At 49.5% G+C, this 2,752-nt stretch carries 2 rRNA genes; both read left to right on the forward strand.

From position 1 onward, the window contains the following. A 23S ribosomal RNA gene (locus QV06_RS09480) occupies nt 1-2,343 on the forward strand; the annotation flags it as partial. A gap of 246 nt (nt 2,344-2,589) precedes the next feature. Then, nucleotides 2,590-2,705, forward strand: a 5S ribosomal RNA gene (rrf, locus tag QV06_RS09485). The last annotated feature ends 47 nt before the right edge of the window (nt 2,706-2,752 follow it).

The raw sequence follows: 2,752 nt of genomic DNA on the forward strand, positions 1-2,752 counted from the left end.
GTGACTGCGTACCTTTTGTATAATGGGTCAGCGAGTTATATTTTGTAGCGAGGTTAACTGAATAAGGAAGCCGAAGGGAAACCGAGTCTTAACTGGGCGATTAGTTGCAAGGTATAGACCCGAAACCCGGTGATCTAGCCATGGTCAGGTTGAAGGTTGGGTAACACTAACTGGAGGACCGAACCGACTACTGTTGAAAAAGTAGCGGATGAATTGTGGCTGGGGGTGAAAGGCCAATCAAACCGGGAGATAGCTGGTTCTCCCCGAAATCTATTTAGGTAGAGCCTTATATGAATACCTTCGGGGGTAGAGCACTGTTTCGGCTAGGGGTCCATCCCGGATTACCAACCCGATGCAAACTGCGAATACCGAAGAGTAATGTATAGGAGACACACGGCGGGTGCTAACGTTCGTCGTGGAGAGGGAAACAACCCAGACCGCCAGCTAAGGTCCCAAAGTCTATATTAAGTGGGAAACGAAGTGGAAAGGCTTAGACAGCTAGGATGTTGGCTTAGAAGCAGCCATCATTTAAAGAAAGCGTAATAGCTCACTAGTCGAGTCGGTCTGCGCGGAAGATGTAACGGGGCTAAAATATAGCACCGAAGCTGCGGCATCAAGAGAAATCTTGTTGGGTAGGGGAGCGTTGTGTAAGCGGAAGAAGGTGAACTGAGAGGTTTGCTGGACGTATCACAAGTGCGAATGCTGACATAAGTAACGATAAAGCGGGTGAAAGGCCCGCTCGCCGGAAGACCAAGGTTTCCTGTCCAACGTTAATCGGGGCAGGGTGAGTCGGCCCCTAAGGCGAGGCTGAAGAGCGTAGTCGATGGGAAATGGGTTAATATTCCCATACTTGTTATGTAAGTGATGTAGGGACGGAGAAGGCTAGGCAAGCAGACGGACGGAAGGGTCTGTTCAAGCGTGTAGGTAGGGTACTTAGGCAAATCCGGGTATCTAATACTGAGGCGTGAAGAGGAGCGACTAAGGTTGCGAAGTTGTTGATGCCCCGCTTCCAGGAAAAGCTACTAAGCATATTACATAATAAACCGTACTGAAAACCGACACAGGTGGTCAGGTAGAGAATACTAAGGCGCTTGAGAGAACTCGGGTGAAGGAACTAGGCAAAATAGCACCGTAACTTCGGGAGAAGGTGCGCTGGCGTAGTGTGAAGTCTGCACGGATGGAGCATGAACCAGTCGAAGTGACCCGCTGGCTGCAACTGTTTAATAAAAACACAGCACTCTGCAAACACGTAAGTGGACGTATAGGGTGTGACGCCTGCCCGGTGCTGGAAGGTTAATTGATGGTGTTATCGAAAGAGAAGCACTTGATCGAAGCCCCAGTAAACGGCGGCCGTAACTATAACGGTCCTAAGGTAGCGAAATTCCTTGTCGGGTAAGTTCCGACCTGCACGAATGGCGTAATGATGGCCAGGCTGTCTCCACCCGAGACTCAGTGAAATTGAAATCGCCGTGAAGATGCGGTGTACCCGCGGCTAGACGGAAAGACCCCGTGAACCTTTACTATAGCTTGACACTGAACCTTGAATTTTAATGTGTAGGATAGGTGGGAGACTGAGAGACATTAACGCCAGTTAGTGAGGAGTCGATGTTGAAATACCACCCTTTAACGTTTGATGTTCTAACGAGGTACCTGGAACGGGTATTCGGACAGTGTCTGGTGGGTAGTTTGACTGGGGCGGTCTCCTCCCAAAGAGTAACGGAGGAGCACGAAGGTTTGCTAATCACGGTCGGACATCGTGAGGTTAGTGCAATGGTAGAAGCAAGCTTAACTGCGAGACGGACAAGTCGAGCAGGTACGAAAGTAGGTCATAGTGATCCGGTGGTTCTGAATGGAAGGGCCATCGCTCAACGGATAAAAGGTACTCCGGGGATAACAGGCTGATACCGCCCAAGAGTTCATATCGACGGCGGTGTTTGGCACCTCGATGTCGGCTCATCACATCCTGGGGCTGAAGTAGGTCCCAAGGGTATGGCTGTTCGCCATTTAAAGTGGTACGCGAGCTGGGTTTAGAACGTCGTGAGACAGTTCGGTCCCTATCTGCCGTGGGCGTTGGAGGATTGAGGGGGGCTGCTCCTAGTACGAGAGGACCGGAGTGGACGCACCGCTGGTGTTCCAGTTGTTTCGCCAGAAGCAATGCTGGGTAGCTAAGTGCGGAAGAGATAAGTGCTGAAAGCATCTAAGCACGAAACTTGCCCCGAGATGAGTTCTCCCTAACGAGAAGTTGGTAAGGGTTGTTTAAGACGAAGACGTAGATAGGTGGGGTGTGTAAGCGGTGTGAGCCGTTGAGCTAACCCATACTAATTGCCCGAGAGGCTTAACTATACAACGCTGAAGGGTTTTTAAGCTGAGGCGGAAAGAGGCGGAAGCGAGAAGAAAGAAAGCGAGAAAAAAAACGAGACTAGAGTTTGATGGTTGACAGCTTGTGTGACATTGGTGAGAAAGAAAAAGAAAAGAACAAAGGACAAGACAGAGCGAAAAACGCGAAGCAAAGCAAAGATAAAAAGCAGAGCGAAGCGAAAAGCAAAGATACAAGTAAAAGCGAAAAAGCAAGGAATAAAAAAGAATTATCCTGGCGGCGAGAGTGCAATAGACCCACCTGAATCCATGCCGAACTCAGAAGTGAAATGTTGTTACGCCGATGGTAGTGTGGGGATTCCCCATGTGAGAGTAGGTCACTGCCAGGTTTGAATAAGAAAGAAGGACGCTAACCGAGAGGTTAGCGTTTTTTTTT

It is taken from the genome of Gallibacterium genomosp. 3 (assembly GCF_001678475.1).
GTDB classification, from domain to species: Bacteria; Pseudomonadota; Gammaproteobacteria; order Enterobacterales; family Pasteurellaceae; genus Gallibacterium; species Gallibacterium faecale.